Source organism: Pseudomonas sp. AC355 (assembly GCF_979258205.1).
The window spans coordinates 860,907-887,643 of the sequence record NZ_OZ409843.1; the positions used below are offsets into that span (position 1 = coordinate 860,907).

Sequence of the window (26,737 nt, forward strand, 5' to 3'; positions counted from 1 at the left end):
AGGGATTGGCTTCACCGGTAGGATTAATCCATCGAACATCTACTGATGAACCTAATTGTTCAAGGAGCCACCATGAAACTTCTCCATCTTGATTCCAGCATTCTCGGCAACGCTTCCGCTTCCCGTCAGCTCAGCGCCGCTGTTGTCGATGCCTGGAACAATGGTCAGGCCGACATCCAGGTTACTTACCGCGATCTGGCCAGCGATGCGCTGAGCCACTTCTCGGCTGCCAGCCTGGTTGCCGGTGGTACCCCCGCCGAGCTGCGCGATGCCGCCCAGGCTCATGAAGTGGCGCTGGCCGAAGCCACACTGGAAGAATTTCTCGCCGCTGACGCAATCGTGATTGGCGCACCGATGTACAACTTCTCCATTCCGAGCCAGCTCAAGGCCTGGATCGACCGTATCTCCGTGGCCGGCAAGACCTTCGCCTACGACGAAAACGGTCCCAAAGGTCTGGCAGGTGGCAAGAAGGTGATCATCGCCTCGACCGCTGGTGGTCTGCATGCCGGCCAAGCCAGCGGGCAGGCTCACGAGGATTACCTGATCTTCGTGCTGCGCTTCCTGGGCATCACCGATATCCAGGTGGTGCGTGCCGAGGGCCTGGCTTATGGCGAAGAACCGAAAGCCAATGCGCTGCGCGGAGCTCAAGAGCAGATCCACGCGTTGTTCGCCGCTGCCTGACTCCACTCCCGCCGCGGCGCCGTGGGTTTCCCTGGCGCCGCAAATGTGCTTCCTTGTGGCTCTGGCGCAGCTTCGGCTGTATCGAGTTGGCACATCTGCGATGGGAGTCAAACAATGAAGAAATCACTGTTGTCGGTAGCGTTGCTGGGGCTGGCGGGATTGGCCGAAGCGGGTGTGGTGGTCAAGAACGTTCCCTATGAAATCGATGGTGAGCCGTTCGAAGGCCTGCTGATCTATGACGACGCCGTCACTGACCCGCGTCCCGGTTTGCTGATGGTGCCCAACTGGATGGGCGTCAACGATGCATCCGCTCAGAAAGCGGCGCGTGCGGCCGGAGACAAGTACGTGGTGTTCATGGCCGACATGTACGGCAAGGCCATTCGTCCCAGCAATGCCGATGAAGCCAAGGAGGCGGCTACCGCCGTGCGCAGTGATCGGGCGCTAATGCGCAAGCGCGCTCAGGCTGCGGTCGAAGTCCTCAAGGCGCAAACCGCTCAGGTCGCTCTGGATACCTCCAAACTGGGCGCGATCGGTTTCTGCTTTGGTGGCGGAACCGTTCTCGAGCTGGCTCGCTCGGGGGCTCCGCTTAAGGCTTTCGTGTCCTTCCACGGCAATCTGGATACGCCCAACCCGACTGACGCCAACAACATCAAGGCACCGGTGCTGGTGCTCCATGGCGCGGACGATCCGGCAGTGCCGCAGGCGCAGGTCGATGGTTTCGTTGCGGAGATGAAGGCCACCAAGGTGGACTGGCAGTTGGTGAGCTACGGTGGAGCGGTGCATTCGTTCACCAATCCGCAGGCCAACACGCCGGGTAGCAATCAGTACCACCCACTGGTCGCGGCGCGTGCCTTCAAGGCGATGAACAATCTGCTCGATGAGGTGTTCGAGTAACCTGAGGCGAGACAGGGGAAGGCCGGGTGGCCTTCCCCTGTTGGCGTTTTACATAGCTGGCAGGACAGTAATGTCGATGATGTCGGCAGGCAGATTCTTGATCTCGCCCAGCGCGCTGGCCTTGCCGGTTTCCAGGTTTACCTGGTGCAGCGTGGCACCGGTCAGCAGGTAAGCGGTGTTACCGCCTTTGCCGTCACTCTTGATATCCAGCGCCGCATTTTTCAGGCCATCGGCGATCTTGCCGACAACCTGCTGGATGCCGTCATTTGGCGGGTTCTGCAGCATCAGGTTGCCGCTGGCCAGATCCACCGTGTACAGCGCGGTTTTCTCGGTACCGGCATAGGCGTTGGTGTAAGCACCGGCTACCACCTTGGCGGTCTTGCCTGCATATGGGCCATCTTTGGCGTAGGCGACCTTGCCATCTACCACGACTTCACCGCTTTCAACATTGACACGCAGGCTGGTGCCGTCGGCAGCCAGCAGGCGCAGACGATCGGCTACCGGGTTGAAGTCTACGACGGCCTGACCTTTGCCTGGCAACGCTTGGCTCAGTTTGGCAGCTTTGCTGGCCGCGCCAGTTTTGGCGTCGACGGTGTAGAGTTGGCCAGCGTCATCCAGGCCATAGATCCAACCGTTGGATGGACGTACATCGAGGCCGCGCAGGCTGGATACGCCGCTGAGTTTCACGTCGGAAGCGACGGTGAGGGTCTTGGTGTCGATGTGCAGCAGTTTGCCGTCCGCACTCAATGCCAGCAGGTTGTCGGCGTTGGCAGTGGCACAGCCCAGAGCAGCGGTGGTGATAGCGATACCGAGCATTTTCTTGGAAATGTTCATGAGCGTCCTCTCTATGGGTAAGGCGCGAAGCTCTCTTCGCGCTCGCATCCAGGCACCGTGATGAAGCACCTGTTATCAATACCCATGAGATGACGTGGCAGATGTCGGCAGACATATTTATTTACATCTGCCGATTTTCGGCATGCATCCGTTCAGTCCAGCGCCGCTACCACAGCGCGGCCGATGTACAGCACTTCGCCCGTTGGCCTGTTCAGTGGCGAGCCACCAGAGGGCTCCAGGGTCAACTCGAACAGCTGGCCGGCGCGTACGGCGCCGATCTGCTCGGCGGACAAGGTCAGGCGTTCGCCCGGCTCGACAAGACCGAGTGAGCGCGGCCCGTCCTTCGGATCGACGAGCGTCCAGAACTGCACGGATTGATCCGCCGCGACCTGATCCTCACGCAGTGGCTCCAGCAGCAAGGTGCCAGCTGCATCGATATGCACTACCCAGCCCGGTGCTGCCGCTTCGCCAGGCGGCTGCAACACGGCGGTGTAGGAGGCCGGGAGCACGTCGCTGCGCCACGGCATTGGCAGCAGGGCGATGATCAGCGCCATCGCCAGGGCCGCGCTGGTCAGGCGCCAGGTATTCAGACTCGACCACCAGGCCTGCCAACTGCTGGCCCGCTGACCCAGGTTCAGCGTTTGCTGCAGGCGCGGCCACAGGCCGGGCGAGGGTGTGCTGGGCTCAAGCTTGTCGCTTAGTTCGAGAAAGTGCTGCTCCCATTCCAGCGCCATGGCGGCAGCATGGGGATCGTGCTCTATCAACTCGGCGACTTCACGGGCCTGATCCTGCTCGAGCAGGCCCAGAACATACTCGCCGATGAGCGCACGGCGTTCTGCGGGGTCGGTGCTTATCATCGTTGCAAACACTCCTGCAGTGCGCGCAGACCGCTACGAATGCGCCCTTTGATGGTGCCCAGTGGGGTGGTCAGGCGCTCTGCTATCTGCTCATGGGTCAGGCCGCGGTAGAACGCCAGCAGAACCGGATGACGCCGTGGGCGCTCGAGTTTCTGCAGGCAGGCGCGCAGATGACGCTTGTCCGACTGTTGTTCGTGTTGCTGAGCGGCCGAGGGACTTTCATCGATCAGGTGATCGGCGATGTCGTCCGCCAAGGCCACGGTGCGCCCGCGCTGGCGCAGCTGGTTCAGCGCGCGGTAGCGCAGGATGCTGTAGATCCATGCCCGGCCGCTGCCCAGTGAACGCTGGAAGCGCCCGGCGTTACGCCAGATCTGCACGAAGGCATCGTGCAGGCAGTCCTCGGCCGAGTCGCGCTGGCCCAGCAGGCTGATTGCCAGACCGAGCATCTGCGAGGATTCCTGGCGGTACAGTGCCTGGAAGGCGCGCTCGTCACTGCGGGCGCAGGCTTCCAGCGTTTTTTCGTAGTCGAACATCGGGTCAGACATGCCGTCGTCCTGTCATGGGCTGCTTCCTGAATGTGACAAGGGTTATACCCGAGAGAAGGCGTGCCGGATGTAGGGGGAGTGAAACAAATATTCTCGCGCAGCTCAGCGAGGAGCTGCTGGCGAGTTGTTCGGGCCGCTCAGAGCAGCGCCGAGAGCCTTACATCGGCGCCTAGCACCCGTAGCAGACGACCCTGGGCGTCGAGGATCGGCACCGATACGGTAAAGCAGAAGTCGTCGGTGGCCGATGAGCGATAGACCTCGGTGGTGTGGCTGCTGAGGTCGTCGGCAACGGCGCGGAACCAGGGGCGCTGGCTCCAGTCGCGGCCGCGGCTGCTGGCCACCGTCTGATGGGGCACGTCCGCCGCGAAGACGTTCTGCGAGAGCTGTACGCCGCGTGCATCGACCAGGTAGAACAGCTCGAAGCGCGGGTCACGCTTGAGCATGGCTGTCAGAGCCTGTTCGACACTGTCGATATCGCTCGCGGCCAGCGCTGGTTGATCGGCCAGTTGCTGGACGCTGCGGCGTACTGCCTGGTGAATGTCCAAACGGAATTCGCCGAGCCCGGCGAGCAGGCGATCGCCATCTTCTCTCACCGCTTGGCTGTGATGCAGAACCTGACCGGCCTTGCCGAGCAGCTCGGCCGATACCTGAGCGATACGCTGCACGTCTCCATTGATGGAGCGTACGGCCTGGCCGATTTGCTCGGTGCCTGCCGCCATCTGTCCGACTCGCTCGTCAAGGCTGTCCATCGCCTGGCGGGTACTGTCCAGGCCGCTGTCGACCTGCTGCATGCCGCTGCGACCGTCGGCCACTGCGTTGTGCATATGCCCACCGGCTTCACCAAGCTCACGCATACCTTCGCGAAAGCGCTCGATGATATCGCTGACCTGACCGGTCGCCTGCGTGGTATGGCCCGCCAAGCGCCGCACTTCTTCAGCGACCACCGCAAAGCCGCGGCCGTGCTCTCCCGCCCTGGCTGCCTCGATAGCGGCATTCAGCGCCAGCAGGTTGGTCTGTTGGGAGATGCTGGCGATCACTCCGATGACTTTGCTGACTTCCTCCAGTTGCTCGGTCAGATTGCCGATCACACGGCCCAGTTGCATTTCGCTCTGGCCAATGACATCTACCTGTTGCAACACGGTTTTGCCGTTTTGCTGACACTGCTGCAGAGTGGCCGCCACGTCACGCGACAGGGCAGCCACCTGCGCAGTACCGGGAACCAGTTCCACGTCCAAGGTGGTGGTCACCTGTTCGCTGGCGCTGGCGATCAGTTCCGAGGATTGCGCGAGTACCTGTCCGCTGACTTCGTTGTCGGCGGCTATGCGTGCCAGCTGCGGGGCGTGGGCAGCGATGCTGACGGCAGCGCCTAGACTGGCCCTGATACGTTTTTCCAGGACTGTGCTGAAGCGATTGAGGTTGGACATCGTGTGATGATCTTCCGCCACCCGGGCGGTCAGATCGTGATGGAGGAAGAGGGCGTCTAGCGCTTCCTGATCCCTGGATTTGCGATTGGTCTTGCGCAGCAACTGCAGCATGGCACGGCCTTCTGTATGGAGTCTGCATCTGCAGTGCAATCGAAGTGCCAGTATGCAGGCGCAGATTTGGTCGCAATCCCGGTCGAAAATGTGCCGCCAGGGTGCTTTGGGCTTACATGTGCACCGCGATAGTGCGTAGCGCGTTCCAGTCCAGGATCAATTGCTGAACTTGCTTTCAAGCGCCGCAGTCTATGCTGCTCACTGTCAGGAGGACATCAGCATGCAGTTGATCCGTTTGAGTTTTTTGCTGTTTATCGGCCTGTCGTCGACTGTCGCCGGAGCCCGCGAATATCGTTACAGCGATGCCCATTTGCACTACGTCGATTTCTTCCAGGAAAGCGCAGGCATGGACATACTGCTGCAGCGCATGGACGAGGCGAAGGTCGATCACGTGATGTTCTCGGGCATACCGGTCGCCAAGAAGTGGCACGAGGATGAGCCCAAGCGCCCGCGCTATTACGCCGGCGATGACGCTGCAGCCTACTGGTACAGCGCTACCGACGTGCTTATTGCCCACGCCTACAAGCAGGTACCCGAGGCGCAGCGCCATCGTTTTCACCCGTTCCTGTCTGGTTTCAACCCCAACGACAAGAATTCGGATGCCCATATCCGCCGCATGCTGGAGCTCGACCCCGGGCTTTGGCAGGGCATCGGCGAGGTATTCACGCGCCACGACGACCTGACCTCGCTGATCGAGGGCAGTACCCCGCGGGCCAACAACGAGGCCATGACACGGATCTATCACCTGGCGGCAGAATACGATCTCCCGGTGATGGTGCACTCCAACATCACCTCCAAGCGCGAGCGTAATCCGCTCTATCTGCAGGAGATCGAAGAGCCACTGCGTAATCACCCCCACGTGCGCTTCATCTGGGCTCACGCCGGCACCAGTATGGAGATCCATCGTCATCAGGAGAAACTGGACTTTCTCTTCGACGTGCTCTCACGCATGCTGGAAAGCTACCCAAATCTGTACGTGGATCTGTCCTGGACAATGCTCAGGCCGTACCTCACCGACGAGAACGGCAAGCCGGATCCGAAGTGGGTAGAGCTGGTTGGCCGCTACCCCGAGCGTTTCATGATTGGTTCCGACGTAGTAGGGCGTTTCGATAGCATGGGAGAGTATATGCAGGGCTTTGATCGCTTCCTCGATGAGCTGCCCGACGATGTTGCTCACAAAGTGGCCAGAGACAATTTCCTTTCCATCCTGCCGCGCACTGTGCGGGAGGCGCAGCCCGCTTCACGCTGATTGTCATCAGCCTGTCATCGTCGCGTCATAGCCTCGCGCCATTCCAAAGAAGGAGCGTGAGATGCAACACTTTCGATTCGCAACGATGACGGCGGCGCTGCTGCTGGCAGCAGGCCTGGCCCAAGCAGAAGTACGTGTGCAGGGGCCGGTTGAATACGGCGTTTTCGTTAGCCAGTACAAGGATTTTCAGCCGGGTGAGCGGGTGCTCACCCAGTCCAGTCAGGAAATCCAGCAGACTAGCGTGGTGCCGGCCAAGCTGGGTACCAAGTTCGGTATGCGCTATACATTGACCGGCAAGACTGCCGATGGCGAACCGCTGACTCTGCTGTACCTCACCCCAGGCGTGACCGGGAGCGATGGCCAGCGCCGCGACAAGTTCGTGGTGACGCAGAATCTGGTGCCCGATGCGCCGCAGGACGTCATGGCATTCGAGTTTTCCGAGAATAACGAAGTGGTACCCGGCGAATGGCATTTCCTACTGTTTCAGGGTGATCGCAAGTTGGCTGAGCAGCGCTTCGAGGTACGCTGAGGCGGCGAAACACGACGCTACCCGAGCTTGCAGCGAATAAACCCGGAGCATAAAAAACGGCGCCCTAAGGCGCCGTTTTTCGTATCAGGCAGTTATCAGTTGCCGGCCCAGCGCTTCAGTACCAGGGTGGCATTGGTGCCACCGAAGCCGAAGCTGTTGGACATGATGGTGTCCAGCTTGGCGTTCTCACGGGTTTCACGCAGGATCGGCAGGTCAGCGACAGCCGGATCCAGTTCCTCGATGTTGGCCGAGGCGGTGATGAAGTTGCCTTCCATCATCAGCAGGCAGTAGATCGCTTCGTGAACACCGGCGGCGCCCAGGCTGTGACCGGACAGGCTCTTGGTGGAGCTGATGGCCGGAGCCTTTTCGCCGAACACTTCGCGCACACCCTTCATTTCCGCAACGTCGCCGACCGGAGTCGAAGTGCCGTGGGTGTTCAGGTAGTCGATCGGGGTGTCGACGGTGGACAGTGCCTGCTGCATGCAGCGCACCGCGCCTTCGCCACTCGGGGCAACCATGTCGTAGCCGTCCGAGGTCGCACCGTAGCCGACGATCTCGGCGTAGATCTTGGCGCCACGAGCCAGCGCGTGCTCCAGCTCTTCAACGACGACCATGCCGCCGCCGCCAGCGATGACGAAACCGTCACGCTTAGCATCGTAGGCACGGGAGGCCTTTTCCGGGGTGTCGTTGTATTGAGTGGAAAGGGCGCCCATGGCGTCGAACAGGCAGCTTTGGCTCCAATGCTCTTCCTCACCACCGCCGGCGAAGACCACGTCCTGCTTGCCGAGCTGGATCTGCTCCATGGCCTGGCCGATGCAATGCGCGCTGGTGGCGCAAGCCGAGGAAATGGAGAAGTTGACGCCCTTGATCTTGAAGGGGGTCGCCAGACAGGCGGAAACGGTGCTGCCCATGGTGCGGGTAACGCGGTACGGGCCAACACGCTTGACGCCTTTCTCGCGCAGGGTGTCGATAGCTTCCATCTGGTTAAGAGTGGAAGCTCCGCCAGAACCGGCGATCAGGCCGGTACGTGGGTTCGAGACCTGATCTTCGCTCAGACCGGAATCCTTGATCGCCTGATCCATCGCCAGGTAGGCGTAGGCCGCGGCATCACCCATGAAGCGGAACAGCTTGCGGTCGATCAATTCTTCCAGGTTCAGGTCGACGGAGCCGGATACATGGCTGCGCAGACCCTTTTCGGCGTATTCCGGATTGAAGCGGATACCGGGGCGGCCAGCGCGAAGGTTGGCGGAGACGGTTTCTTTGTCATTGCCCAGGCAGGAAACGATGCCTAGACCGGTAATAACGACGCGACGCATGGAAAGGATCCTTTAGAAACTGTCGGTGGAAGTGAACAGGCCGACGCGCAGGCTTTCGGCACTGTAGATCTCGCGACCATCGACACTCACGCTGCCATCGGCGATTGCCAGGATCAGCGAACGAGTGATGGTGCGTTTGATATGGATGTTGTAGGTGACTTTCTTGGCGGTAGGCAGAACCTGGCCGAAGAATTTCACGTCGCCCGAACCCAATGCACGGCCACGGCCGGGGTTGCCCTGCCAGCCGAGGAAGAAGCCAACCAGCTGCCACATGGCATCGAGGCCCAGGCAGCCAGGCATGACCGGGTCGCCTTCGAAATGGCAGCCGAAGAACCACAGATCAGGATTGATATCGAGCTCTGCGACAATTTCGCCCTTGCCGTACTTGCCGCCCGTTTCGCTGATGTGGACGATTCGATCGATCATCAACATGTTGGGGGCGGGCAGTTGCGCATTACCCGGGCCGAACAGTTCGCCGCGGCTGCAGCGCAACAGATCTTCCTGGGTGAAGGCGTTTTGTTTGGTCATGCGAGCTCCTCAATAATCCCCACGCGCCTCGGCTGGGTAAATCGTCCTGGCTGGCGGCGCATCAGTAATGCGACTGCCAGCAGCCTAGTCATAGACTGTTGCGTTGTGGTGAAAGTCACAGTGCGGTGAGTACAGTTGTACTCTGCTGCGGCCAATGGTGTCACAGATGACCCTTTGACGCCCACTTCAGCCCGCAAGCGTGCAACATTTCCGTCGATCTGACTAGTCATCTAATGGTTGGGTGACAGCCAGCGATCGAGCAATTCCTGCAGTTCCATGCGTTTGAACGGTTTGGCGAGGTAATCGTTCATTCCAGCCTGCAAGCAGGCTTCCCGATCTCCCTGCAGCGCATTGGCAGTCAACGCGATGATCGGAAGCTGTCCTTGTGATCCCAGTTCGCGGATGCGGCGAGTGGCCTCGTAGCCGTCCATGATCGGCAGGCGGCAGTCCATCAGCACGGCTGCGAATCGACTCTGACGTACCGCCGAAACGGCCTGTACGCCGTCGACCACCAGGGTCACCTGATAGCCGAGACTGCGCAGCATGGCCTCGATCACCGTTTGGTTGACGGCGTTATCTTCCACCAGGAGTACCGAGTGGGCTTCTCGTCTTTCAGGCTCTGGTGTTGTCGCTTTGGGGGAGGGCAGCGGCTGTTGCGCCGAAAACGGCAGAGGAATTTCCAAGGTAAAGCAGGAACCGCGGCCCTGTTCGCTTTGCGCTTTCAGGGTGCCCCCCATGCGCTCTGCCAACGTGCGGGCGATTGGCAGGCCTAAGCCGGTGCCACCGTAACGTCGGGAAATCGAATTGTCTGCCTGCTGGAAGGCATCGAACATGGTTTCAAGTCGTTCGCTGCTGATACCAATGCCGGTGTCGTGCACGCTACAGGTGAACCACAGCACCTGATTGTCCAGCGCCTGCCAGTGAGCCTCCACGCGGACTTCGCCGCGCTCGGTGAATTTCAGGGCATTGCCGATCAGGTTGACCAGAACCTGGCGAAGACGAGTGGGGTCGCCCTGTACCTGAAGCGATGGCAGTGCTTCGCCGAGTTCCAGGCGCAGGGCCAGTCCACGCTGCTGGGCGCTGTGCTGAAAAGAGTGCAGTGCAGTTTTCAACAGTACCGACAGATTGAAACTGATGAGCTCCAGCTCCAGTGCACCGCGTTCGATCCGCGAAAAATCGAGAATGTCGTTAATCACCTTGAGCAGGTGTTCGGTCGACTCCGTGGCCAGGGCCGCATATTCATGCTGCTCCTGGTTCATGTCCGTGGTTTCCAGCAACTGCAACATCCCCAGAACACCATTCATGGGAGTGCGAAGTTCGTGGCTCATCATCGCCAGGAAGTCCGATTTTGCACGGTTGGCCAGTTCCGATTCCTCGCGGGCCTTGATCAGCAGGGTCATAGCCTGCTGTTGCTCCAGGGCGGCGTTGTTCAGGCCGCTGGCAAGGTTGTTGATGTGCTGGGCCAGGGTAACCAGTTCGCCGCCGCCGACTTCCGGAAGCGTCGTCTGGTAGTTACCGCTCTGAATTGCCGTGACGGCATCGCTCATCGCGCTTAATGGCCGAGACAGGCGGCTGGCGAGGCGCCGGGCCAGCAGGAAGGTCAGCAGCAGGGCAAACAACACCAGCATTGTGACCTTGAAGAGAATTTCCTGCTGACGTGTGTTGAAGGCTTCACCGGACATGCCGACGACGACTCGTCCCAAATAGTCGCCGTTCAGGGGCCCCTGTGTGCTGGAATCTTCCTGAATGAAATCCGAACCCAGATCGACCTGCTGCTGCCGGATCGGCGATTGGAAAATGTCGATATGAGTGTGGCCCGTCTGCACGTGTTCGGGTTGTTCGAGGTAGGCCAGGATGTTGTCGTCGCGATCACGCACCTCGATGAAGCGGACGTGAGGCGTTTTCAGGGTGGCCTGCAGCAGTGACTCCAGCACCTTGCGGTTGCCCGAAATTACTCCGTATTCGGTGGCCGGAGCCAGTTGGCTGGCAATCAGTTGGCCGGTGTGATTGATCTCGGCGCGCAGATCCTGCAAGCGGTTGAAGGTCAGAAACCCAGTTAGCAGGAGCGTCAGCAGCAGGGCTGGTCCGACACTGATCAGCTGGGTACGGATGTGGATGTTCCAGCCGCGCCACAGTTTCATGGCGTTTCTCCTTCTGACAGATGCCAGGCAAGTTCCTCGTCGCTGGGCAACGCTACCGCCAGGGCGCGCGCCACCTGAGAATTGCCGAGCACTTTGAATGTGTTCGAGTAGGTGCCGACTGGCCAGTTGTGCGTCGGCTGGTCGAGCAGGCTACCGAGTGTGTTCAACCAGTCGTTCTGGTCGCTGTAGGTGCTCGCCAGGCTGCCTGCGCGGACGAAGCCAGCACTGGGTCCAATCAGGGCGCGTTGTTGGCCGTAACTGGTCAGCAGCAGGTTCTTGGCGGTTTGTGGGTTGTACAGGTCGTCGTCGGCGACGCCGAGCAGCACGTCGCTGTCGCGTAGCACGCGCAATAAGGTTCGGTTGTCGCGAGTGCTGGGCCAGTCTTCGGAAACGATCTCGATATCCAGACTTGTGGCGGCATGCCGGATCTCATCGAGCAGAAACGCGCTGTGCTCATCGTGTAGCACACCGACCCGAGCGATATGCGGCAGCAGCAGTTTGGCCAGACGAAGCTGGCGTAACGGTGATGGATCCGACCAGAGCACGCTGAGATTGGTCGGCGTACTGTCGCCAAGGGTTGCGCGCGCCTGGGTTTTGTTTACCTGCAACACCAGCGTCGGCGGGCCTTCATGCGAGCTGAGGCGCCAAGCCAATGCCGGTTGGCCGAAGAGAATAAGGCGGGTATCTGCCGGCAGTTCGTTCAGGGGCGGCAGGTCGTTCAACGGCACGATACGCACGTGATCCTGTGGCCGCGACGAGGCCAGAGCGGTGCTGAAACCCTGCAGGATGCTAGTGTCTCCGGCGCTACTCAGTAGCAGCTCGGCGGCCTGCGACGATGATTGCAGCAGGCAGAGCAAAAGCAGCGTGCGGCGCGCCCATGAGCGATAGCCAAGCCCTGTTCTCGAGTGATTGGCGACCATCTAGAATTCAAGCTCGGCGCTGAGATAGAACAGGCGGGCTTCGTCGTAGTTATTCTCGCGCCAGGTCAGCGCTTCATCATCCAGGCGCCACTGCAGCACCCCCGCCACTTCCAGTTGGCTGCGACCTATTGGCGTGCGCTTGGCCAGGCGCAGATCCATGCGCTCGAAGCGGCGTTCGTTGAGGCGATCCGCACCGTAATAGAACAAACCACTCGACCAGCCCATGCCCCAGTCACGCAGCCAGCCGGCGGAGCCACTGTTGCGTGCGGTGAGACGCTGGTCGGTCTTGCTGGTGGCGCTGTGGTCGACGTAGGCATAGGTCAGGCGTAGGCGGTCATCAGTGCTTACATGCCAGTCCAGTTGGGTCTCCGCGCCGCTGAAACGCATGCGATGGGCATTGTTGGGAGCGAAGCGATCGACGCGCAGAGGCTCGCTGATCATGTTGTGGATCTCGTCGTAGAACAGCTTCACGTCGATGCTGAGACCTGCTTCGGCGAACAGGCCGTTGTAACCCAGTTCGTGGGAACGGATGACTTCCTGTTCGAGGTCGCGGGGGCCCTTGGCGTTGATGAAGTAGTCGGCGTCGCGCTGACCGAACGGCTGTGGCTGCAGGCCGCGAATTCGGTAGCCCCAGTCAACATTGTTTTCGTACATGTCGGGCGAGCGCACTGCTTCCGAGTAGACGGCGCGCAGGCCATGTCTTGGGGTAATCAGGTAGTTGACGGCGAGGCGTGGTGTCAGCGACGAACCGGTGAGGCGGTCGTCCTCGAGCATGGTGCCACCTTGCAGCAGCCAGTGATCGTCCACCTGCCATTCGAGGTGACCGAACAGGCGCCAGATCTGATTGCTGAGGCGGCCACTGAAAAACGTCTCCGAGTCGGCCTGGTCGTAGCGATAACCCAGGCCGCTGAGCAGGCGCAGGTTGTCGGAGAGGCTGAGGGTGTCCTGCAGCTCGATGTCGTAGCGGGTTTCGCGGATATTCTGGTTGGCAGTGCCGCAGACTTCGCGGGTCGCTCCCGTAGCCAGTTGCTGCTGGATCTGCGTCGCCAGCGCCTGCTCCTGAGTGGTGCCTGCAGGCACGCTGCCGAACGGATTGCGGGTGAAGCGCGTCACGTACCCGGGATTGAGTGACCACAGCTCGGCGAGCTGAGGGCTGAAGGCGATTTCCGCTTCGCAGGCCCGCCAGCTTTCCAGGCGTTCCCAATGCTGCACGGAACTCTGCAGTGACAGGCTGTGGTTGGCCGTCTGGTCGAAATTCCAGCGCAACGAGCCAGCGTAATCACGTGCTTTGACGTCCGAGTCCGTATCGCCAAGGCCGATACCCGGAAACAGCGGCTCATAGAGGTAGGGGCGCTGATTGCTGCCTTCCTTCGCGGCGAGTTGCCAGTCCAGGCTCTGGCGTTCATCGAGCTGATGGCTGACGGACAGATTGATACGTTCCAGGCGACGGCTGTCACGGTAGGGGGCGGCAAATTCATCGTGGTCGAAACCGTCATCCTCCTGGCCGCTGATCGAGAGGCGTAAGGCGCCGCTGTCCCAACTGCTGCCTTGGCTGGCGTAGTAATCGGCGATACCACGCTGGCCACGGGTGACCTTGAGTCGGGTGCCATGGCTGTCTGCCGGGTTGCGGGTAAAGATGCTGACGACGCCCATCAGCGCATTGGCGCCATAGCTCACGGTGTTGGGGCCGCGAAATACCTCGATGCGCTCGATGTCTTCCAAAGCCACTGGAATATCCGACCAGTCGACGGTCGCCAGCCCGGGGTGGTACACCGAACGACCGTCGACCATCACCTGCAGGCGTCGTGCTTCCGAGGCGCTGGAACCATGGTAGTTGAGTGTCGGTTGATTGCCGTTGCGGTAGCCGACCATCATGCCCGGCACCAGACGCAGCAGTTCGGCGATATCACGGGCGCCACTGGCTTTGATAAGCGAGCTGTCGAGCACCGTCACGCTGCCAGGCACCGCAGCGGGCGACTGTTTCAGGCGCGTGGCGGTCAATACTTCGGGAACGACCTGGCCGCCGCTGAACAGGTCATCGGCCACGGCGTCGCCAGTGGCCAGGAGCGCCAGCAGCAGAAGTTTGAGGGGAGGGGAGGTTTTGGTCACGCAACGACCCTGTTCGCGCAGTGTGATGCATGTTAACCGAGCGGCGAACCGTTGCCAGTCATACATCGGTAAAAGACCCGTTTTAGTTCAGCGAGCCAGTCTGCCGCGTTGGGAAGCCCGCAAGGGTGGCCGTGGGGCGAGTGAGCCGTATAATGCTCCATTGCCACACACCTCACTACGGATCGGTCATGACTCAACAGCAACCTATCGCGGTGCTTGGCGGCGGCAGTTTCGGTACCGCTATCGCTAACCTGCTGGCGCAGAATGGTCATCGTGTTCTGCACTGGATGCGCGACCCCGTGCAGGCCGAGGCCATTCGGGTCAATCGCGAAAACCCCCGTTACCTGAAGGGCGTCAAGGTGCTCGACGGTGTCGAGCCGACTACTGATCTGGCAGGTGCGCTGAACAGCTGCGCATTGGCGTTCGTGGCTTTGCCGTCCAGTGCGTTGCGTCAGGTGCTGCAACCGGTGTCGACGCTGCTGGTTGGCAAGATGCTGGTCAGTACCACTAAGGGCATTGAAGCGCAGACGTTCAAACTGATGAGCCAGATCCTCGAGGAGGTCGCTCCCGAGGCACGTATCGGCGTGCTTTCCGGGCCGAACCTGGCGAAGGAAATCGCTGCGCATACGCTGACCGCCACGGTGGTCGCCAGTGAAGACGAAGCCCTGTGTCGGGAGGTTCAGGAGGTGCTGCACGGTCGTACCTTCCGCGTTTACGCCAGTGCCGACCGTTTTGGTGTCGAGCTGGGTGGTGCGCTCAAAAACGTCTACGCCATCATTGCCGGCATGGCGGCGGCGCTGGGCATGGGCGAAAACACCAAGAGCATGTTGATCACCCGGGCGCTGGCGGAAATGACTCGCTTCGCCGTGCATCTGGGTGCCAACCCCATGACCTTCCTCGGCCTCGCCGGGGTCGGTGATCTGATCGTTACCTGCTCGTCGCCGAAAAGCCGCAATTACCAGGTCGGCTTCGCGCTTGGTGAAGGCCTGAGCCTGGAAGATGCAGTCGAGCGCCTTGGTGAGGTTGCCGAGGGGGTCAATACCATCAAGGTGCTAAAGGCCAAGTCCGACGAATTACAGATATACATGCCGCTGGTGGCCGGGCTGCACGCGATCCTGTTCGAAGGGCGTACCCTGGATCAGGTGATCGAGGCGCTGATGCGCGCAGAGCCGAAGACCGACGTCGATTTCATTCCAGCCACTGGCTTCTGAGGGATCCGAACATGAGTGAACACCAAAAAGGCGAGCCCATCGGGCTGCGCATCGTCTGGATGCTGCTGTTCCTGCTGGTCTGGCAAGTGGCCGAGCTGTTGCTGGCCGGTGTGGTTCTGCTGCAACTGATCTATCGCCTGATATACGGCGCGCCAAATGCCGGTTTGCTGGGTTTCGGCGACAGCCTCAGCCAGTATCTGGCCCAGATCGGCCGTTTCGGCACCTTCAACAGCGAATCCAAGCCCTGGCCGTTCGCCGACTGGCCAACGCCGCGCCCAGCGCAGGGCGAATTTGCGCACAGCGTGCCGCCGGCAAGGGACGAGGAGCCGAAACTGTGAGTCATCAGCCATGAGAATCTGGTTGCTTCGACATGGCCAGGCCCACCCTGAGGCACGCACTGATGCCCAGCGGGAGCTGACGGACTACGGGCGTGACGAAGTACGCCAATCCCTTGAACACCTGCGTGGCCGTTCACTGGATGCGATATTCGTCAGCCCTTATGTTCGGGCCCAGCAGACGGCAGCGCTGGTGCGCGATACCCTGGCGTCGAGCGCCGAACTGCACACGGTTCCCTGGCTGACCCCGGAAAGCGATCTCCGCGACAGTTTGGGCAGGCTGCAGCGCCTCTCGGCCCAAGAGCTCCTGCTGGTTTCCCATCAGCCCTTCATCGGCGCACTCGGTGGGCTGCTGGTGCATGGTCACCGGCAGCAACCGCTTTCCATGCACACCGCTAGCCTGGCGATGCTCGAAGGTGAAGAGCTGATTGCCGGGTTGATGTCCCTGGAGTTGCTGGCCCATTCCGACCTGCGCTGAGCTGGCTATCGGTTACACCGCATTACTCTCGCTCGCAAGACGTTGAGCCGGTTATGGGATATTTGGCCGGAGCGTCGTCTTTCCTGACCGTTACGGTCATTGCCGTGGGCTGGGGGCTGGCTGACAATCCCTGCATTGCCTGCCACCAGCGCGACGACCATGTCCCAGCTCATCTTCTTTGCCCACGCCAATGGCTTCCCCTCGGGAACCTATGGCAAGCTATTTGCCGCGCTCGCACCGGAGTACCGGGTGCAGCACCTGGCACAGCACGCGCACGACCCGCGCTTTCCGGTGAATGACAACTGGAGCAACCTGGTCGACGAGCTACTGCATCACCTGGAGCAGTGCGGCGGCCCGGTATGGGGAGTGGGTCATTCGTTGGGTGGCGTGCTGCATTTCCATGCCGCGTTGCGCCGGCCGGATCTCTACCGCGGCCTGGTCATGCTCGACTCGCCCGTGCTGAGCCGTACCGACCGGATGGTGATCCATGCTGCCAAGCGCTTCGGCTTCATCGACCGCCTTACACCCGCCGGGCGCACCCTTGGCCGACGTGAAGCGTTCGCCGACCCGCTGGAGGCGCGCCGTTATTTTGCGGAGAGGAAGCTGTTCAGCGGTTTCGATCCCGAGTGTCTGGATGCCTACGTCGAGCACGGTTTGCATCCACACGAGGATGGCGTGCGGCTGCGTTTCGAGGCGGCGACCGAGATCAGTATCTACCGCAGCGTTCCTCATACCAGCCCTGGCCTGCCGCAGCAGTTGCAAGTGCCGCTGGCGCTGGTGAAAGGTGCCCAGAGCCGCGTGGTACTCGCCCATCATGGGCGGATGGCACGCCGGGCGCCGCGGGGCGAGTTTCTCACGCTGCCCGGTGGGCATATGTTCCCTCTCGAGCACCCGGAGGATACGGCGCAACTGATTCGCGGGCTATTCGCGCGCTGGCAGCAACCAGTCGAGGGAGCTCGATGAGCCTGGGTTTCGAAGAGGTACGGTTGCGGCTGCCGCACATCGAGCTGGCCGCTCAGATTCATGGCCCGGAGAATGGCATCCCGGTGATCGCTCTGCACGGTTGGCTCGACAATGCGGCCAGCTTCTCCCGGCTGGCGCACAGGCTGTCAGGGGTGCGTATCGTCGCCCTGGATTTTGCCGGCCATGGTCACTCGGATCATCGTCCTGCGGGTGCCGGGTATGCGCTGTGGGATTACGTGCACGACGTGCTGTTGGTTGCCGAGCAGTTCGGCTGGCAGCGCTTCAGTCTGCTCGGCCATTCCATGGGGGCAATCGTCTCACTTCTGCTTGCCGCGACCTTTCCAGAGCGCGTGCAGCGTTTGGCGTTGATCGATGGTCTCGTTCCACCCACAACCGAGGCTGATGCCGCGGTGAATAACCTGGGCGACTCCCTGCGTGCGCAACTGGCACTGCCCGCCAAGCGTAAACCGGTCTACCCCAGCCTCGAGCGTGCGGCTCAGGTACGCCAGCGCGGGGTAGGGCTGGTGAGTTTCGACGCCGCCGAGCTGCTCGCGCAACGTGGGCTGATGCCGGTTCCCGGCGGCTATACCTGGCGCACGGACAATCGCCTGACATTGCCGACGCCCCTGCGGCTTACCCGCGACCATGTGCACGCTTTCATTGCCGCGCTTAGTTGCCCCACCAGGCTGGTGCTTGCCGAGCACGGCCTGCTGGCGCAGCGTAACGGGCTGGACGATTTGCTGGCGCAGACGGCCATCGACGTAGAGCGTCTTCCCGGCGGGCATCACTTGCATCTGGACGATGAGCACGGGGCGCAACTCGTAGCAGACTGTTTCAATCCTTTCCTGAACGCGCCTTGACGGCCTGCTGCAACTGGGGAAAGGTGTCGGCATTGCAATGGAGACCCGCATGACCGACTTGTATACCGTCGCGCTGGAAGCGCTGCTCGCGTCCGATGATGTTCACACCCTGCCAGTTGCTTCGCAGACCTTCGTTACCGCCGAGCAGCGAGGGGTTTCATGCGTCTGAGTTACCTGCTTCCGCTTATGTTGGTCAGCGCCGCTGCCACTGCTGATGTAGCCGGCAGCAGCGACCTCGATGTGCTGCCACGCTTTCCGGGCAGTGAGATCATCACGTTCAAGGAGCAGGCCGACCAGGAGCGTCTATATCCGCAAGGCACCATCCGCCGTATCAGCGGGCGCTTGCGTTACGAGCGCGAAGTGCTTGCCACCGGGCAACTCACCGCAATCACCTACGAACTGCCTCGTACCCATAGTGCCAATGAGGTGTTCTCTGCCGCGCGCGAGTCACTGCAGGACAAGGACGCCCACATCCTTTACTGGTGCGAGGGGCGCGAGTGCGGCTCCAGCAGCCTGTGGGCCAACTCGGTATTCGGCAACTCCACTCTTTACGGCTCCGATGATCAGCAAGCTTATGCATTGCTGCGTCTGGCCGAGCCGAATCAGGACAGTCTTGTAGCGCTGTACAGCATCACTCGTGGCAATCGCCGCGCCTATCTGCATGCCGAGTTGCTGGCTGCCACTGAGCCTCTGGCGAAAGTGTTGCCAACGCCTGCCACGCTGTCACGGCAGCTGAAAAGTACCGGAGAGCTGCGCCTGCCCGGGCAGGGTGAGCCCGAGCAAGAGTGGACGGAGCTGCTGGCGCGTAGCCTCAATCAGGACAGCACCTTGCGTGTGAGTCTTTCCGGCGCTCACGCAGAAGCCTGGCGCGAGGCGTTGATTGAGCAGCGGGTGAGGGCAGCTCGCCTGGAAATCGGTGAAGGCAGTGGCGACGGGTTACGTGTCGACGTGCTACGTTGAGCGCGCCCTTCAGGGCCTGAGTCTGCTTTTCTGGAAACACTGAAAAATGCCGAATAACGACCGTTTGCTGGTGCAGATCCTGCTACTGGGATTGCTGGGCGCCAGCCTTTGGGTGCTGGCGCCGTTTTGGTCGGCGCTATTCTGGGCCGCGGTTCTATCGTTCGCCAGCTGGCCGGTAATGCGCTGGCTGACGCGGCTGCTCAAGGGCCGCCAGTCCGTCGCTGCAGGATTGCTCACTGGCGTCTGGATCGTTCTGGTCGCAGTGCCCCTGGTGATGCTCGGCGTCAACCTGGCCGACCACATTCGTGATGGCACCGCGGTGATCAAGGGCTTTCAGGTCGAAGGCCTGCCGCCACCGCCAACCTGGCTGGAGTCCGTGCCTCTGGTGGGCGTTCGTCTTGTCAGTATCTGGGAAACCCTGGATCAGCAGGGTTCAGCGCTGTTCGCCACGGTTCAGCCCTATCTCGGCCAAGTCGGCAACTTCCTGCTGGTGCGCAGTGCCAAGATTGGTGGGGGCATTCTCGAGCTGGCGCTGAGCCTGATCCTGGTGTTCTTCTTCTACCGTGACGGCCCACGTTTGGCGGCCTTCGTCGAAAGCCTGCTCGAGCGCTTGATCGGCGACCGTGCCGAGCATTACCTCGAACTGGTGGCCGGCACGGTACAGCGGGTGGTGAACGGCGTGCTGGGTACTGCCGTTGCGCAGGCGATCCTCGCCTATATCGGCTTCATGATCGCCGGAATTCCGGGCGCTCTGTTGCTGGGCCTGCTGACCTTCGCCTGCAGCCTGATCATGGTGCCGCCGCTGATCTGGGGCCCAGCGGTGGGCTGGCTGATCTGGCAAGGCGAGATCGGCATGGCGATCTTCCTCGGCATCTGGGGCTTCTTCATCATCAGTGGTGTGGACAACATCCTCAAACCGTACCTCATCAGCCGCGGCGGTAACCTGCCGTTGGTGGTGGTGCTGCTTGGGGTGTTCGGCGGCATTCTGGCCTTCGGTTTCATGGGGCTGTTCCTCGGCCCGACCCTGCTGGCAGTGGCTTACAGCCTGCTCAGCGACTGGGTCGCCCACAAGGCGCCAGCCGGTCTGCCGCCGCGCGAAGAGCGCACGCCGCCAGGCTGAATGACGGCGACCTCAGTGGTCGCCGCGCTCATATTTGTCGAGGGTATCCTTGGCTATCTGCCGACCCAGCATGATCAGTTCCGGCGCCTTGTAGAACTCGAAGAAACGACACACCCGCTTGGGCACGTTGATCAGGATGTCCGGCGGATAGCCGGCGATCTTGTACTGCGATAGCGAGGTCTGCATGACCTCGAAACTCTGGTTGATCAGTTCCAGCAGCGAAGCCGGGCCGACCATGTTGGCGACCCGCGAACCACTCGCTGATTTCGGCGCACTGCCGCTCTGCGGCGCGGCGGCGGGTTGTTGGGCATGGGGATCCACCGGATCCTGCAGCCACAAGTCTGGCTGCTGCGGGATCGCTGCTTGGGCGTCGTTGCCCAGCAGCAGAAGCTGATCATCCTCACCACCCTTGCGGCGCAACGACGGCAGCCGTGAACCCAGTGAAGCCATCAACTGATCGAAGCGGCCTTTCAACGCGGGCGTACGTTCGATGATCGGCAACTGATAGTGCTGCTGGTGTGCCGAGTTGAGGTTGACGGCGATGATCAGGTCGCAATGACTGGACACCACCGGAACGATCGGCAGGGGATTGAGTAGGCCGCCGTCGACCAGCATGCGCTTGCCTTGTATGACCGGCGTGAACAGGCTGGGAATCGCCGCCGAGGCACGCATCGCCTGGTGCAGACAGCCTTCCTGAAACCAGATTTCCTGCTGGTTGGTGAGGTCGGTGGCTACCGCGGTGAACGGGATGTTCAGCTCCTCGATATTGATCTCGCCGACGATATCGCGAATTCGCCCGAAGACCTTTTCCCCACGTATGGCACCCAGGCGGAAGCTCACGTCGAGCAGGCGCAGTACGTCCAGGTAATCGAGGCTCTGCGTCCAGTCGCTGTACTCCTTCAGCTTGCCAGCCGCATAGATGCCACCGACCACTGCGCCCATGGAGCAGCCAGCGATGCAGCCGATCTCGTAACCGCGCGACTCCAGCTCCTCTATGACGCCAATGTGGGCATAACCGCGTGCGCCACCCGAGCCCAGTACCAGGGCCACTTTCTTGCTCATCCCAATCTCCCTGAAACGCTCTGTAAGCAACCGCACATTACGTATCGTAAGGCGCTGCTGATAGTGGCACTTTTTCCTCGGCGTGCCGTCATAATCAGCACCGGCAACATGATTGCCGGTCAACCTTTGGAGTATGCGACATGAAAGCCTGGATCCTCTTACCGATTGCGCTGTTGGCGGGCTGCTCAGCGACCACTTCCTACCGTGATAGCTGCGCCTCTCAACTGGATGCCGCGTGGCAGGAACTCGACCTGGCCAAGGCCGAAGGCTTTGCCGGTACCGTTAGTTACTCCAAGGCTGCATCGCTGATGACGGCGGCGAAAACCCAGCAACAGTTCGAAGCGTTCCGCGGCTGCACCAACAAGTCAGAAAAAGCCCGTTTCTATATTCGTGAATCTCGGGCAGGCCGCTGAAAACCGGATCACGCTCTGCTGCGCGTCGGTCTTGTGGCGTTAAAAACAGGCTCTGGCGCGCGAGATCATGAGCAGGTTCTGGTGGCTGATTGGCGTAAACTGGCAGCAACCTGACTTTTGGAGAATGGGATGCTGCTCGAGTTCGCCAATCTGACCCCGCTGGAACGTTATCGCTGGCTTGCCTCTACCGTCACACCCAGGCCCATCGCCTGGGTGTCGAGCCTTTCTAAAGAGGGCGTCGCCAATCTGGCGCCCTTCAGTTTCTTTCAGGTGATCAGCGACGATCCGGCCACGCTGATGGTCAACGTCAGTACCCGTGATGACGGCGCTCTAAAGGACACCCTGCGCAACGCCCAAGAAACCGGCGAGCTGGTCATTCATCTGGTGTCCTTCGCCCAGGTGGACGCGATGAATGCCAGCGCCGCGATTCTGCCGCGTAGCAGCAGTGAGTTCGAACATTGCGGCATCGCGTCTATTCCCAGCAGTCGTGTAGCACCGCCTCGCGTTGCAGGCGCAGCCGTGGCGTTCGAATGTCGAGTGGCGGAAATCATCGGTTATCCGCAGCAGCAACCCAATCAGCATCTGATCTTCGCTGAGGTGCTGCTCGCACATGTGGACGATGGCGTGCTCAATGAAAAGGGCCGTATCGACCCGCATCGCCTCGATTTGGTTGGGCGCCTGGGTGGTACGGCCTATAGCAGAACCCGTGAGACCTTCGATTTGCAGCGGCCGGGCTGAGCCCTTACCAGTAGAGTTCGATACGCGAGCGTGGGGAGCGCTCGTCCAGCCTCGTGACGGTCTGCGCCAGGGCTTCACGATCGATGCGCGTGTCGGCATTCTGGTAGCGGATGCGGTAGCCGTCACGGCAATCGTGGTTGGTCAGCAGCAGCGCCTGACTATCGGCGAGGCTGTCGACTTGGCAGGCACTGTGCACGGCCAGGCGGATACCCACTTCACCGCCGGCCATTTCGGCGAAAGCCTGGCTGCTCGCCAGCAGAGCGCCTAGCAGCAGGATCGAAGGGTAGAGGATCTTGCGTGAGGTGTTGGGCATGGTCGGTGTCCTGCCGACGGTCTGTCGGCTGAGTAGGCGAGCCGATTCTAGCAGTGGATTCTCTGTGGTGGCGAGGTGCTATTGCAGCCGTCCGTCGCTCGGGATCAGGCTGTCTTTCGCCCTGACATTCTGCAGCCGTACTTCGCTTTGGTAACGCTGTAGCGCCGCTCAAGTTCGGGCCTGGTACACAGTTTCGTCAGCAAAGGTTACGTAATGCTTTGCCCGGTGCGGCAGGGCCAGTAGCATCGAGCCACTTGCATGAGGAGTGGACGATGCACACGAAACTGGATGCCTGCCTTGATACCGTCAACCAGGTGCTGCTCGGCAAGGACGCGCAGGTACGCCTGGCACTGACCTGCCTTCTGGCACGCGGCCACCTGTTGATCGAGGATCTGCCCGGCATGGGCAAGACCACCCTGAGCCACGCCCTCGCCAAGGTGCTGGGGTTGAGCTTCCAGCGCGTGCAGTTCACCTCCGATCTGCTGCCGGGCGATATCCTCGGTACCTCGGTATTCGATAAGGATACCGGGCAGTTTCTCTTCCATCCGGGGCCCATCTTCGCCGAACTGGTGCTGGCCGACGAAATCAACCGGGCTACGCCCAAGAGCCAGAGTGCCCTGCTGGAGGCCATGGAAGAGGGGCAGGTGACCATCGAGGGTGCGACTCGGCCACTGCCGGATCCGTTCTTCGTCATCGCCACGCAGAACCCGATCAGCCAGAGCGGCACCTTCGCCTTGCCGGAATCGCAACTGGATCGTTTCCTGATGCGCCTGTCGCTAGGTTATCCAGCCCGAGCGGCGGAGAAGGCGTTGCTGCTGGGCGAATCCCGTCGCTCGGTGCTGCCAACTCTGGAGGCGGTACTCAACCACACCGAGCTCGCGAAATTGCAAGCCGAGGTGCCCAAGGTTCGGGTCAGTGATGCATTGGTCGACTACGTGCTGCGCCTGGTCGAGGCCACACGTACCCAGCCGCAGTTCGCTTGGGGCCTGTCACCACGTGGCAGCCTGGCGCTGCTGGCGGCGTCACGGGCCTGGGCGTTGCTGGCGCAGCGTGATTATGTGATTCCCGAAGATGTGCAGGCGGTGCTGCCATCGGTTGCCGGCCATCGCCTGCGCGATCAGGCCGACCCCGCCGGGCATGGCGGCGGTGCACTGGTGCAGTGGCTACTGCGCGAGGTTCCTGCACTTTGACGAGTGCTCTGAAGCAGCGCTGGGGTCGTTGGTTGGACAAGCGCATTCCGGCGGCGGCCAGTATCCAGCTCAGTCAGCGGCGGATCTTTATCCTGCCGACGCGGGTCGGGGTGGCGTTTCTGTTTGCGCTGCTGGTGATGTTGCTGGCGGCAATCAATTACCAGAGCAGCCTGGCCTACGGGCTGACGTTCCTGCTGGGCTCGGTCTTCGTGGTGGCCATCCTGCACACCTACCGCAACCTGGCTGGCCTGGTGCTGCATGCTGGTGGCGCCGGTGCCGTATTCGCCGGCGAACAGGCGCGTCTGCGAGTGCGTCTGGAAAGCCGCGGGAGGGGGCATGAGGCTGTCGCGCTGGGTTGGCCGCCTGCCGACACGCTGCAACAGGACGTTGCCGCCGGTGGCGTTGCCGAATGCGAACTGAGCCTGCCGACCGAGCACCGCGGCTGGCTGCACCCCGGCAGGCTGCGGGTGGAAAGCCGTTTTCCTTTAGGCCTGCTGGTGGCCTGGAGCCTGCTCGATCTGGACCAATCGGTGCTGGTGTATCCCCGTCCACTGGAAGGTGAGCTGCCGCTTGCCGCCGGCGGCAGTGAAGACGATCAGGAGCAGGGGCATCTGAGCATGGGGCAGGGCAGCGACGATTTCCAAGGCCTGCGTACCTATCAGCCGGGCGACTCGCGTAAGCGTCTGCACTGGAAGGCTTACTCGCGCGGCCAGGGGCTTCTGGTCAAGGATTTTGCCGCCCACAGCGGCCGTGATCTGGTGCTGGATTTCGACGTACTGAGCGGTGATCTAGAAAGCCGACTCTCGCTGCTCTGCCACTGGGTGCTGGTACTCTCTGAACGCCAGCAGCCGTTTGCCCTGCATCTTCCTGGCAGTCTGTTCTCCGCGGATATCGGCGAGCGTCACCGTGAGCAGTGCCTGCGTGCGCTGGCGCTGCACGGAGCTCGAAAATGAGCGCCATTCAGGGTATTCCGCGCATCAGTTTGACCTGGCTGCTGGTGGCGCAGGCGCTGGTGATCGTCCCGCACCTGGGGCATCTGCCGTTATGGGTGATCGGCCTGTGGCTGGGCTGCGCCTTCTGGCGGGTGCAGATTTTTCGCATGCGTGCCGGTTATCCCACACGGCTGCTGCGCATCGGCCTGATCGTACTGGCGGGACTCGGGGTATTCCTTTCGCGCGGAACGCTGGTGGGGCTCGATGGCGGCGTGGTGCTGCTGATTGCCGCCTTTATCCTTAAGTTGCTGGAGATGCGCACCCGCCGCGACGCGCTGGTGCTGATCTTCCTCGGCTTCTTCGTGGTGGTGACCGCGTATCTGTTCGACGACAGTATCCTCATCGCGCTATTCAGCCTGCTGCCGATCTGCGCCCTGCTGGCGGCAATGATTGGCCTGCAGCAGAGCGGTACGGCGACCCGCCCATGGCGCACGCTTCGCTTGTCGGCCAGCCTGCTGCTGCAAGCGCTGCCGCTGATGCTGCTGCTGTTTCTGTTCTTTCCGCGTATGGGGCCGCTTTGGTCGCTGCCGGTGCCAAATGAGCGGGGCGCCGTCACGGGGCTGGCCGACAGCATGGCCCCCGGAGATATCGCCGAACTGACTCGCTCTGGTGAATTGGCCTTTCGCGCCAGCTTTGAGGGCGAGGTGCCGCCGCGCAGCGAGCTCTACTGGCGAGCGCTGACCCTCGATCAGTTCGATGGACGACGCTGGTCGCAATCGCCAGTGGCGCAGTGGCAGCCGGCGCCGCAGTGGCAGCCGCGTGGTGAAGAATTGCGCTACAGCATCGTCATGCAGCCCACCACGCGGCCCTGGCTGTTCGCCCTTGATGTGGCACAAACCGATCTGCAGGGCACGCGCCAGATGGGCGACTTCCGCCTGCAGCGCAACCGGCCAGTGGAGCGTGCGCTGCTTTACAACGTCAGTTCCTGGCCCGAGGCAGTACGCGAGCCGCAAGAGCGTCAGAACGGTATGCGAACCTGGTTGCGCCTGCCCGAGGAGGGCGATGCGCGCAGCCGCGCGTGGGCCCAGGAGCTGCGCCAACAGCATCCGCAGGACGAGCAACTGGTCGCTGCGCTGCTCGCCCACTTCAATCGTCAACCGTACGTGTACACCCTTAAGCCGACGCCCCTGGGTGCCAACTCCATCGATGAGTTCCTGTTCGACACGCGCAGCGGCTTCTGTGCCCACTACGCGGGCGCCATGACGTTCGTGCTGCGTGCGGCAGGCATTCCCAGTCGGGTGGTCGCCGGTTATCAGGGCGGAGAGTTAAGCGGTAACGGCAACTATGTTCAGGTGCGTCAGTTTGATGCCCACGCCTGGGTCGAGTACTGGCAGCCGGAGAAGGGTTGGACGAGCGTAGATCCGACGTTCCAGGTCGCCCCGGAACGTATCGAACAAGGCCTGGAGCAGGCACTGGCGGGCGAGCAGAGTTTCCTTGCCGATTCACCATTTTCGCCATTGCGTTACCGCAACCTGACCTGGCTGAACGAGCTGCGACTGGCTTGGGATGACCTCAACTATGGCTGGCAGCGTTGGGTTCTGGGCTATCAGGGGGCTCAGCAGTTCGAATTGCTGCAGCGCTGGTTCGGTCAGGTGGATGCCAGCCGGCTGATACTGGCGCTGGTCGGCGGCGGTGGGTTGCTGCTGGGTTTGCTGTCACTGTGGTTGTTCAAGCCGTGGCGTGCTGAGCGTGATCCGCTGCAGCGTGTGTTCCTGCGCTTCGAACGTCTGCTGGCACAGCATGGTGTACGCCGAGATACCGGCGAGGGCCCGCGAGCTTTCGCTGCCCGTGCGGCTCAAGCACTACCCGGGCAGGCCGAGGCCATCAATGGGTTCGTGCAGGCCTATGAGGCGCAGCGTTATGCAGGACAGAACATATCCACCCGCATACTACTCCAACAGCTGACTGCGCTTCGCCGTCAGCTACCGTGGCGTTGGAGTCGATCCCATTGACCGGTTTTCAGG

The 26,737-nt window shown here is 61.5% G+C and carries 26 protein-coding genes and 1 pseudogene; 16 read left to right on the forward strand and 11 right to left on the reverse strand.

The window, feature by feature from the left end:
- Positions 1-72: 72 nt before the first annotated feature.
- Both ACZ0AI_RS04145 and ACZ0AI_RS04150 read left to right on the forward strand, forming a co-directional pair.
- Positions 73-681 carry an FMN-dependent NADH-azoreductase gene (locus ACZ0AI_RS04145; protein ID WP_463564689.1) on the forward strand — a complete coding sequence of 203 codons (609 nt, stop codon included), beginning with the start codon at positions 73-75 and terminating at the stop codon, positions 679-681.
- Positions 682-795: 114 nt separating this feature from the next.
- Complete coding sequence (locus ACZ0AI_RS04150) at positions 796-1,575, forward strand: dienelactone hydrolase family protein (RefSeq protein ID WP_463564690.1); 780 nt, start codon at positions 796-798, stop codon at positions 1,573-1,575.
- Positions 1,576-1,623: 48 nt separating this feature from the next.
- Here the strand turns inward: ACZ0AI_RS04150 and ACZ0AI_RS04155 are convergent, their stop codons facing one another.
- The 4 genes and pseudogenes from ACZ0AI_RS04155 to ACZ0AI_RS04170 form a co-directional block, all read right to left on the reverse strand.
- The gene (locus tag ACZ0AI_RS04155; RefSeq protein WP_463564691.1) at positions 1,624-2,409 is read right to left on the reverse strand and encodes a DUF4394 domain-containing protein; all 786 of its coding nucleotides are present in this window, start codon (positions 2,407-2,409) and stop codon (positions 1,624-1,626) included.
- A gap of 152 nt (positions 2,410-2,561) precedes the next feature.
- Positions 2,562-3,266, reverse strand: coding sequence for an anti-sigma factor (locus tag ACZ0AI_RS04160; RefSeq protein ID WP_463564692.1), 705 nt, complete (start codon positions 3,264-3,266; stop codon positions 2,562-2,564).
- A complete protein-coding gene (locus ACZ0AI_RS04165; protein ID WP_463564693.1) occupies positions 3,263-3,811 on the reverse strand; it encodes a sigma-70 family RNA polymerase sigma factor in 549 nt (182 codons plus the stop codon). The genes ACZ0AI_RS04160 and ACZ0AI_RS04165 overlap by 4 nt, the downstream gene beginning before the upstream one ends.
- Positions 3,812-3,948: 137 nt before the next feature.
- Positions 3,949-4,857 (reverse strand): annotated as a pseudogene (locus ACZ0AI_RS04170) (methyl-accepting chemotaxis protein); the annotation flags it as partial.
- 709 nt (positions 4,858-5,566) lie between these two features.
- On the opposite strand from ACZ0AI_RS04170, the gene ACZ0AI_RS04175 reads away from it, so the two are divergent.
- Together ACZ0AI_RS04175 and ACZ0AI_RS04180 are read left to right on the forward strand one after the other, a co-directional pair.
- Complete coding sequence (locus tag ACZ0AI_RS04175) at positions 5,567-6,595, forward strand: amidohydrolase family protein (RefSeq protein WP_463564694.1); 1,029 nt, start codon at positions 5,567-5,569, stop codon at positions 6,593-6,595.
- 61 nt (positions 6,596-6,656) lie between these two features.
- Positions 6,657-7,124, forward strand: coding sequence for a DUF3859 domain-containing protein (locus ACZ0AI_RS04180; RefSeq protein ID WP_463564695.1), 468 nt, complete (start codon positions 6,657-6,659; stop codon positions 7,122-7,124).
- A 95-nt stretch (positions 7,125-7,219) separates the two neighbouring features.
- Here the strand turns inward: ACZ0AI_RS04180 and fabB are convergent, their stop codons facing one another.
- From fabB to ACZ0AI_RS04205, 5 genes are all read right to left on the reverse strand, one after another.
- On the reverse strand, positions 7,220-8,440 hold the full coding sequence (gene fabB, locus ACZ0AI_RS04185; protein ID WP_225832751.1) for a beta-ketoacyl-ACP synthase I: 1,221 nt from the start codon (positions 8,438-8,440) through the stop codon (positions 7,220-7,222).
- A gap of 12 nt (positions 8,441-8,452) precedes the next feature.
- The gene (gene fabA, locus ACZ0AI_RS04190) at positions 8,453-8,968 is read right to left on the reverse strand and encodes a 3-hydroxyacyl-[acyl-carrier-protein] dehydratase FabA (RefSeq protein WP_225832749.1); all 516 of its coding nucleotides are present in this window, start codon (positions 8,966-8,968) and stop codon (positions 8,453-8,455) included.
- A gap of 230 nt (positions 8,969-9,198) precedes the next feature.
- On the reverse strand, positions 9,199-11,109 hold the full coding sequence (locus ACZ0AI_RS04195; protein ID WP_463564696.1) for an ATP-binding protein: 1,911 nt from the start codon (positions 11,107-11,109) through the stop codon (positions 9,199-9,201).
- Positions 11,106-12,029: an ABC transporter substrate-binding protein gene (locus ACZ0AI_RS04200; protein ID WP_463564697.1), complete on the reverse strand. Its 924-nt coding sequence runs from the start codon at positions 12,027-12,029 to the stop codon at positions 11,106-11,108. The genes ACZ0AI_RS04195 and ACZ0AI_RS04200 overlap by 4 nt, the downstream gene beginning before the upstream one ends.
- The gene (locus ACZ0AI_RS04205) at positions 12,030-14,138 is read right to left on the reverse strand and encodes a TonB-dependent receptor plug domain-containing protein (protein WP_463564698.1); all 2,109 of its coding nucleotides are present in this window, start codon (positions 14,136-14,138) and stop codon (positions 12,030-12,032) included. It abuts the gene before it with no gap.
- Between the two features lie 188 nt (positions 14,139-14,326).
- Here ACZ0AI_RS04205 and ACZ0AI_RS04210 point away from each other — a divergent pair, with 188 nt between their 5' ends.
- From ACZ0AI_RS04210 to ACZ0AI_RS04240, 7 genes are all read left to right on the forward strand, one after another.
- Entirely contained in the window at positions 14,327-15,349 is a 1,023-nt protein-coding gene (locus tag ACZ0AI_RS04210) for an NAD(P)H-dependent glycerol-3-phosphate dehydrogenase (protein WP_463564699.1), read from the forward strand.
- 11 nt (positions 15,350-15,360) lie between these two features.
- Positions 15,361-15,687 (forward strand): DUF4389 domain-containing protein, encoded by a 327-nt coding sequence (locus ACZ0AI_RS04215; RefSeq protein WP_463564700.1) that lies wholly within the window; start codon positions 15,361-15,363, stop codon positions 15,685-15,687.
- A gap of 10 nt (positions 15,688-15,697) precedes the next feature.
- Positions 15,698-16,162 carry a phosphohistidine phosphatase SixA gene (gene sixA, locus ACZ0AI_RS04220; protein WP_463564701.1) on the forward strand — a complete coding sequence of 155 codons (465 nt, stop codon included), beginning with the start codon at positions 15,698-15,700 and terminating at the stop codon, positions 16,160-16,162.
- A 159-nt stretch (positions 16,163-16,321) separates the two neighbouring features.
- On the forward strand, positions 16,322-17,125 hold the full coding sequence (locus ACZ0AI_RS04225) for an alpha/beta fold hydrolase (RefSeq protein WP_463564702.1): 804 nt from the start codon (positions 16,322-16,324) through the stop codon (positions 17,123-17,125).
- Positions 17,122-17,985 (forward strand): alpha/beta hydrolase, encoded by an 864-nt coding sequence (locus ACZ0AI_RS04230; RefSeq protein WP_463564703.1) that lies wholly within the window; start codon positions 17,122-17,124, stop codon positions 17,983-17,985. Before ACZ0AI_RS04225 ends, ACZ0AI_RS04230 begins: the two co-directional genes overlap by 4 nt.
- Positions 17,986-18,144: 159 nt before the next feature.
- On the forward strand, positions 18,145-18,945 hold the full coding sequence (locus tag ACZ0AI_RS04235) for a DUF4892 domain-containing protein (protein ID WP_463564704.1): 801 nt from the start codon (positions 18,145-18,147) through the stop codon (positions 18,943-18,945).
- 46 nt (positions 18,946-18,991) lie between these two features.
- Entirely contained in the window at positions 18,992-20,065 is a 1,074-nt protein-coding gene (locus tag ACZ0AI_RS04240; protein ID WP_463564705.1) for an AI-2E family transporter, read from the forward strand.
- Between the two features lie 12 nt (positions 20,066-20,077).
- Here the strand turns inward: ACZ0AI_RS04240 and ACZ0AI_RS04245 are convergent, their stop codons facing one another.
- Entirely contained in the window at positions 20,078-21,127 is a 1,050-nt protein-coding gene (locus ACZ0AI_RS04245; protein ID WP_463564706.1) for a patatin-like phospholipase family protein, read from the reverse strand.
- Positions 21,128-21,267: 140 nt separating this feature from the next.
- Between ACZ0AI_RS04245 and ACZ0AI_RS04250 the strand changes: the two genes are divergently transcribed.
- Together ACZ0AI_RS04250 and ACZ0AI_RS04255 are read left to right on the forward strand one after the other, a co-directional pair.
- Complete coding sequence (locus tag ACZ0AI_RS04250; RefSeq protein ID WP_225832731.1) at positions 21,268-21,540, forward strand: hypothetical protein; 273 nt, start codon at positions 21,268-21,270, stop codon at positions 21,538-21,540.
- 129 nt (positions 21,541-21,669) lie between these two features.
- Positions 21,670-22,278: a flavin reductase family protein gene (locus tag ACZ0AI_RS04255; RefSeq protein ID WP_463564707.1), complete on the forward strand. Its 609-nt coding sequence runs from the start codon at positions 21,670-21,672 to the stop codon at positions 22,276-22,278.
- Between the two features lie 4 nt (positions 22,279-22,282).
- Here ACZ0AI_RS04255 and ACZ0AI_RS04260 read toward each other — a convergent pair whose 3' ends face one another.
- Entirely contained in the window at positions 22,283-22,591 is a 309-nt protein-coding gene (locus ACZ0AI_RS04260) for a hypothetical protein (RefSeq protein ID WP_463564708.1), read from the reverse strand.
- 272 nt (positions 22,592-22,863) lie between these two features.
- On the opposite strand from ACZ0AI_RS04260, the gene ACZ0AI_RS04265 reads away from it, so the two are divergent.
- The 3 genes from ACZ0AI_RS04265 to ACZ0AI_RS04275 are packed head-to-tail and all read left to right on the forward strand — an operon-like array spanning position 22,864 to position 26,725.
- Positions 22,864-23,781, forward strand: coding sequence for an AAA family ATPase (locus ACZ0AI_RS04265; RefSeq protein WP_463564709.1), 918 nt, complete (start codon positions 22,864-22,866; stop codon positions 23,779-23,781).
- Positions 23,778-24,734, forward strand: a complete 957-nt coding sequence (locus ACZ0AI_RS04270) for a DUF58 domain-containing protein (RefSeq protein ID WP_463564710.1) — start codon at positions 23,778-23,780, stop codon at positions 24,732-24,734. The genes ACZ0AI_RS04265 and ACZ0AI_RS04270 overlap by 4 nt, the downstream gene beginning before the upstream one ends.
- A complete protein-coding gene (locus ACZ0AI_RS04275; protein ID WP_463564711.1) occupies positions 24,731-26,725 on the forward strand; it encodes a transglutaminase TgpA family protein in 1,995 nt (664 codons plus the stop codon). The genes ACZ0AI_RS04270 and ACZ0AI_RS04275 overlap by 4 nt, the downstream gene beginning before the upstream one ends.
- The last annotated feature ends 12 nt before the right edge of the window (positions 26,726-26,737 follow it).